5 protein-coding genes are annotated in these 6343 nt (G+C 68.2%); 3 read left to right on the top strand and 2 right to left on the bottom strand.

The genetic code is table 11. From position 1 onward, the window contains the following. Positions 1-100 precede the first annotated feature (100 nt). The 3 genes from VGD28_RS07585 to VGD28_RS07575 all read left to right on the top strand — a co-directional run bounded on the left by VGD28_RS07585 (position 101) and on the right by VGD28_RS07575 (position 3759). Positions 101-1186, top strand: a complete 1086-nt coding sequence (locus tag VGD28_RS07585; protein WP_331027728.1) for an FAD-dependent oxidoreductase — start codon at positions 101-103, stop codon at positions 1184-1186. 31 nt (positions 1187-1217) lie between these two features. Beyond that, entirely contained in the window at positions 1218-2510 is a 1293-nt protein-coding gene (gene hslU, locus VGD28_RS07580) for an ATP-dependent protease ATPase subunit HslU (protein ID WP_331027727.1), read from the top strand. A 244-nt stretch (positions 2511-2754) separates the two neighbouring features. Then, positions 2755-3759: a hypothetical protein gene (locus VGD28_RS07575; protein ID WP_331027726.1), complete on the top strand. Its 1005-nt coding sequence runs from the start codon at positions 2755-2757 to the stop codon at positions 3757-3759. Between the two features lie 76 nt (positions 3760-3835). Here the strand turns inward: VGD28_RS07575 and VGD28_RS07570 are convergent, their stop codons facing one another. Beyond that, on the bottom strand, positions 3836-5878 hold the full coding sequence (locus tag VGD28_RS07570; RefSeq protein WP_331027725.1) for a TonB-dependent receptor family protein: 2043 nt from the start codon (positions 5876-5878) through the stop codon (positions 3836-3838). A gap of 65 nt (positions 5879-5943) precedes the next feature. Next, positions 5944-6333: a hypothetical protein gene (locus tag VGD28_RS07565; protein ID WP_331027724.1), complete on the bottom strand. Its 390-nt coding sequence runs from the start codon at positions 6331-6333 to the stop codon at positions 5944-5946. Positions 6334-6343 lie beyond the last annotated feature (10 nt).

The raw sequence follows: 6343 nt of genomic DNA, 5'->3' as shown, positions 1-6343 counted from the left end.
CGCGCCATGGCGATCGCCGCCGAGGTCTGCGTGTTCACCAACGACCAGCTAACTGTCGAGACGATTGAAGGCTGACCATCGCCGCGGCTAGGCTGCGGCCATGTTCGATCGGCGCGCATTCGTCGGCGGCTCGGCCGCGCTTGCTCTGTCGGGCTGCGTCACGGTGCCGCGCGGCACCGGGTGCAGCCCGCTGCCGCCGGTGCTGGTCGACGAAGCGCGGGTGATCCGCACCGTCGCCGGCCTCAGGCCATATCGTGCGTCGGGCTTCGTCGTCCGCGCCGAGCCGCTCGGCGACAAGCGGCTGATCCACAAGTACGGTCACGGTGGCGCGGGGATCACCTTGAGCTGGGGCAGCTCGCGGCTGGCGGTCGACCTTGGGCTGCAAGGCCATTCCGGCCCGGTCGCGGTGATCGGCAGCGGCGTGATGGGCCTGACTACCGCCCGGCTGGTGCAGGAGGCCGGCTTCCCGGTCAGCATCTACACCGCGGCCCTGCCGCCCGACACGACGTCGGCGGTCGCGGGAGGTCAGATCTCACCCTTCGGCCATTATCGCGAGAGCGAGGTGACTCCGGCCTGGATGGCGCAGTTCCAGGCGGCGATGGCCTACAGTTGGCAGCGGTTCCAGACCTTGGTCGGCGAGCGGTACGGCATCCGCTGGCAACGTACCTATGAGGAAACGCGCGACACAGTTTACCCGAACGACTGGATGAATCCCTATTATCCGAACGGCAAGCTGTTGGGGCCCAATGAACATCCCTTCCCGGTCGAGCGGATGGTCGCGTTCGACACCATGTACGTCGAAACGCCGCGGTTCATGGCCCAGCTGATGAGCGAGGTGCTCGGCGCGGGTGGGACGATCCGCATGCGCAGGTTCGGAAATCTGGCCGAGGTCGCGACCCTCTCGGAGCAGCTCATATTCAACTGCACCGGCATCGGCGCCAAGGCCCTGGTGGGCGACGAGGTGCTGACTCCGGTGCGCGGGCAACTGGCCGTGCTCCGGCCGCAGCATGAAGTGCGCTACGCCTTCTCCGGCGACGCCGGCTACATGTTCCCTCGCGGCGACGGCATCCTGCTCGGCGGGACGTTCGAGCGCGGCGAATGGGACGCGACTCCGCAGCCCGATGACATCGCCCGCATCCTCCGCTCGCACCGGCGGCTGTTCGCCGGCCTGCGCTGCGCCGCTTGATTTGGGGCTGGCGCGCCCAATCTAGCGCGCCATGAATGACAACCTGACCCCCAAGGCAATCGTCGCAGCGCTCGACGAGCATATCATTGGCCAGACCGACGCGAAGAAGGCGGTCGCGGTCGCGCTGCGCAACCGCTGGCGGCGGCAGCGGCTGAAGCCCGAGCTGCGCGAGGAAGTGACGCCCAAGAACATCCTGATGATCGGGCCGACCGGCTGCGGCAAGACCGAGATCAGCCGCCGTCTCGCCAAGCTGGCCGACGCGCCGTTCGTCAAGGTCGAGGCGACGAAGTTCACCGAAGTCGGCTATGTCGGCCGCGACGTCGAGCAGATCGCCCGCGACCTGGTCGAGGAAGCGATCCGGCTCGAGAAGGAGCGCCGCCGCACCGCAGTCAAGGACAAGGCCGAGGCCGCAGCGATGACCCGGCTGCTCGACGCCCTCACTGGCAAGGACAGCAGCCAGGCGACGCGCGAAGCATTCCGCGAGCGCCTCAACCAGGGCCATCTCGACAATACCGAGATCGAGATCGAGGTCGAAGCCGCGCAAGGCATGCCCTTCGAGATCCCCGGCGCCGGCCCGCAGATGATCAACCTCTCCGAGATGATGAAGGGCTTCGGCGGCCCGCAATTGAAGCGCCGCAAGATGAACGTCCATGCCGCCTGGGCCAAGCTGGTCGAGGAGGAAGCCGACAAGCGCCTCGACCAGGACGATGTCGCCCGCACCGCACTTGCCGACGCCGAAGCCAACGGCATCGTCTTCCTCGACGAGATCGACAAGATCGCGGTCAGCGACGTGCGCGGCGGATCGGTGAGCCGCGAGGGCGTGCAGCGCGACCTGCTGCCGTTGATCGAAGGCACCACCGTCTCGACCAAATACGGACCGATGAAGACCGACCATATCCTGTTCATCGCCTCGGGCGCGTTCCACGTCGCCAAGCCGAGCGACCTGCTGCCCGAGCTGCAGGGCCGCCTGCCGATCCGCGTCGAACTCAAGGGCCTGACCGAAGACGATTTCGTGTCGATCCTCTCCGACACCAAGGCCTCGCTGCCCGAGCAGTACAAGGCGCTGATCGGCACCGAGGGCGTCGACATCAGCTTCACCGACGATGGCATCCGCGCCATCGCCCGCATCGCCGCCGAAGTGAATGCCGAAGTCGAGAATATCGGCGCCCGCCGCCTCCAGACAGTGATGGAAAAACTGCTGGAGGAAGTGAGCTTCGACGCCGAGGACCGGGGCGGCGCCTCGCTGACGATCGACGCCGCCTATGTCGACGGCCAGCTCGCCAGCATCGCGCGCAACACGGACCTCAGCCGCTACGTGCTCTGACGAAACAATCCTCCCCCGCCAGGGGGAGGTGTCAGCGAAGCTGACGGAGGGGGAGGATGCCAGACCCTTAGCGGCTCGTGTCCTCCCCCTCCGTCGCCTCCGGCGCCACCTCCCCCTGGCGGGGGAGGATTTCACGCCACCCTTCGTCAGCCCGGGCTTGACCCGGGCCAGGGCTTCTTCTGAATTCGGTCGAGCAGGCCAGCCCAGCCCCGGCTCGAGGCCGGGGTGACGATAGGGGGATGAGGTGAAATACTGGATCGTCCTCGCGGCGCTGCTCCTCACCCTCCCCGCCGCCGCGCAGGACCGCCCGCCCTGCCGCGAAGTCGGCGACCTCCCGCACCTCACCATCGATCCGGAGGCGACCGCCCAACTTGCCCAGATCGGCCTCGACCGCGCCGGGATCTTCGCCCGGATGCGCGAGACCTCGATCCCCGAGACGATGGGCTGCTGGGCGATGCCGGTCGGCAATTTCGACAGCCAGCTGGTCTCGGTCGGCATGTCGCAATGGAATTACGGCACCGGCAGCCTCCAGCCGGTGCTCAAGGCGTGGCGCGACAGCTTCCGCTCGCGTCGCCGTTTCAAGCGCGAACTCAAGGCGCTCGCCCCGACCTACGGCAAGCTGTTCTTCTCGAAGGGCTGTCTCGACACCCCGATCCGCGACAAATGCCGCGCCGCGATCCTCGCCGCGCACGGCCCCGACGGCAAGCTGAACCCCGTAGCCCTCGCGGAACTGACCCGCATCTTCGAGCATGACGCGATGCTCCAGGTGCAGACCGACGCCTATGTCGCGCTCCTCCTCGAAGTCCGCGCCGAGCTGTTCCGCCTCTGGCCAACCGGCCCGGTCACGCCCCGGAAAGTCCGCTGGGCGATCGACACCCGCGTCCAGCAGAAGACGTTACCCAATGACGAGGACGCCGCACGCCTGCGCCGCAAGCTCGCCGCCCTACCCGCCGCCGAGCGTCCGGCGCGATTGAAGGCGATGCTCGCCTGGTACAAGGGCCTCAGCGAAGCGATCGACCAGGACGGCGTGTCGCGCGACTATGCGTGGAACGTCCAGCAATGGACCTGCCTGATCGACACCGGCCGGATCGACGACGAGCAGTTCGAGCTGCTCCACCTCACCTTCCTGCGCAGCCGCACCGCCACCGGCAATTCGGGCCGGTGGCAAGCGCTGACCTTCTCGCGCCGCGCCAAGATCATCCTCGGCACCGGCAGCGTCAGCGGAGTCAGGGACGGGGGTTGCAACTAATCCGTTCGCACCGAGCTTGTCGAAGTGCCTTCTTCGCGAGACGGTGCTTCGACAGGCTCAGCACGAACGGTTGAGCTCAGAAGCGCACGCGCACGCCCCCGAACAACGAGCGTCCCTCACCAGGATAGAACACTGCCTGATCCGCACCGTTGGCATTCACCACGGCTCCGAACTCGGGCAGATGCATCTTGTCGGTCAGGTTGCGCGCATCGGCGAACAACGTCACCCCGCCGGGCAGATCGATCCCGGCCGACAGGTGAACCAGCGCATAGCCCGGCGCCCTGAAGCTGTTGCGATAGTCGACCCACACGTCCTTGGGCCGCCAGTCGAGCATCGGCTCGATCCACGCACCGGCCGGATGCGCGTAGCGCAAGGAGGTCCGCAGCTGGTGCTCGGGCACCACGGGCAGCCGGTTGTCGCCATAGGTCATGTCATTCGCGAAGGTGAAATCGGACCATGCCCAGGTCTGCCGCAGCCGCAGCAGCGTGCCGCCGGTATCGACGATCCGCCAGTCGAGGCTCGCCTCGATCCCCTGATGCCGCGTGCGATCCGCGTTGAACGTCGCGGCGGGAATATCCGGCGAGACGGTGAAGTTGAGCATCTCGCCCCGCACCGCCGCGCGATAGGCGGCCACGTCCCACGAGAATGCCCCGCTGCGCCCGCGCGTCCCGATCTCGACCGTCCAGGCGCGCTGCGCATCGACCGGCACGAAGCTGAAGCCGGAATAGCCCGACTGCACCAGCGCCCCGAACGCAGGCGGCTCGACCGATTTGGTGACGTTGAAATAGACCTGAGTCCCGTCGCGCTCCCACAGCACGCCGAAGCGCGGCGCGAGCCACTCGAAATCGGTCTCGTCGCCGCGGTTCGCCAGCCGGTTGAGATAGTCGCGGCTGGCATGGCCCCAGCTGGCACCCGCGACCAGCGCCAGCTCGGGCGTGACGAAGAAGCGCCCCTCGGCGAACAGGTCCAGCCCGGTCGCCTTCTGCAGCGCGTCGCCCATCTTCATGCCGTTCTGGCCGGCATTGTTGGCGTAGGTCTGCTGATCGACCGCACCGGTGCGGAAGCTCGCGCCGAAGAACAGGTCGGCCTTGTGCCCGCCGATCTCACCCGACAGGTCGAAGCGGCCGAACGCCCCCTCGGTATGGATGTCCTGCTCGATCACGATGGGGATCGGGTGGCGCAGGTCGGTGCCGGTGGCATAGACCCCGCCCTCGAACACCAGCCCCCCGGACAGTCGCAGCCGGGTCTGCAGCGTCACGCGCCGCACGTCCTGATCGCGCGCCCACCGGCCCGCCAGCGCCGCCGCGCTCGCCTGGCGCGGATTGGCGCGCGCCTGCGCGAGCGTCAGCGTGCCGGGCACGCCCTGGTCGATCGTAGCAGCAATGGCGATCAGCCGGACCTCGCTATCCTCGCCTAGTCGATAGCCAAGGTTGATCGTGCCGCGCAGCTGCTCGCTCGCCGAGTTCACGCGATAGCCGTCGGCCTTGTAGCCGTTGATCGAGCCATAAACGTCGAAGTCGCCGATCACCCCGCCCGCGGCCGCCTGTCCGCGCCAGCTGTCATAGCTTCCGCCCTCCGCGCGCAGCAGCAGGGTCGAGGGCGTCGTCCAGCCGTTGACGGTGACGAGGTTCACTGCCCCGCCCAGCTGCGCCCCGCCGAAGCGCAGCGCATTGCCGCCCTTGTACACCTCGATCAGCCGCGCGGTGAGCACGTCGACCTTCTGGAAGTCCGAAAAGCCGTCGGCATCGGCGAAGGACACGCCGTTCTCCGCGATCAGCACGCCGCGCTGGTGGAAGCCCTGCCCGATGCCGGAGCCGCGGATCGACAGCCGCGATTCCTCGCCATAGCGCTTGTTGGAGAGCACGCCCGGCACGTCGCGCAGCACATCGGGCATGCCGATCGCCAGCCGGTCCTCGAACGTCTCGGCGGCGACCACGGCGACCGCGCCCGGCGTGCGCGACAAGCGCTCGCGGGCCTCGGCGACGACGGGCGGGTCTTCGGGGTTGGCCTTGCCGGTCACGATGATCTCGGGCTCGCGCGCCTGCGGGTCCTCCGCAGCCCATGCGGGTGCGGCAAGGCAAGTGGCGGCGAGCAAAGCTGCCGCAGAACGGGTCTTCATGTCGAATAATCCTGATCGGCGCGCGGAATCCCCCGCACGCGCGTTTCGTCAAATGGGCGAAGGGATCAGGCGGTCAGCGGCGGCCCGCGCAATGGCGGCCTCAGATACGGCGCCCGGGCCAGCAGCGGCGTGGAGACCGCGACAAAGCCCAGCGCGAAGATGTAGCGCAGCGCCCCGGCCAGCAGCATCGGGTCCGTACCCGGCAGCCACCCCAGCCCCAGCCCGGCAAAGGCGCAGGGCTCGCTCATCTTGATGGCGTCGTCAGGCTTGGCCGGCATGCCGGGCACGTCGATCGCGACGCGCTGCGGGCCGAACTCAGTGCAGACCAGCACCATCATCTGCCCCGGCCCCGCCACCGGCATGAACCCCGCCGGCACCGCCAGCTTCATCGCCAGCGCCAGCGCGATCAGCGCGGCGGCGAGCTTGGGATGATCAAGGATGAAGCGCCGGAACACGGTTGCGCGG

This window comes from Sphingomonas sp. (assembly GCF_036402235.1).
In the GTDB taxonomy this organism is placed as follows: domain Bacteria; phylum Pseudomonadota; class Alphaproteobacteria; order Sphingomonadales; family Sphingomonadaceae; genus Sphingomonas.
The sequence above is the reverse complement of the archived record's forward strand: the minus strand, read 5'-3'. Positions and strand labels throughout refer to the sequence as shown.

Excerpts from the sequence above, each read along its gene's own strand:
- VGD28_RS07585 (WP_331027728.1), top strand. The coding sequence starts at position 101 with ATGTTCGATCGGCGCGCATTCGTCGGCGGCTCGGCCGCGCTTGCTCTG.
- VGD28_RS07570 (WP_331027725.1), bottom strand. The coding sequence starts at position 5,878 with ATGAAGACCCGTTCTGCGGCAGCTTTGCTCGCCGCCACTTGCCTTGCC.
- hslU (WP_331027727.1), top strand. The coding sequence starts at position 1,218 with ATGAATGACAACCTGACCCCCAAGGCAATCGTCGCAGCGCTCGACGAG.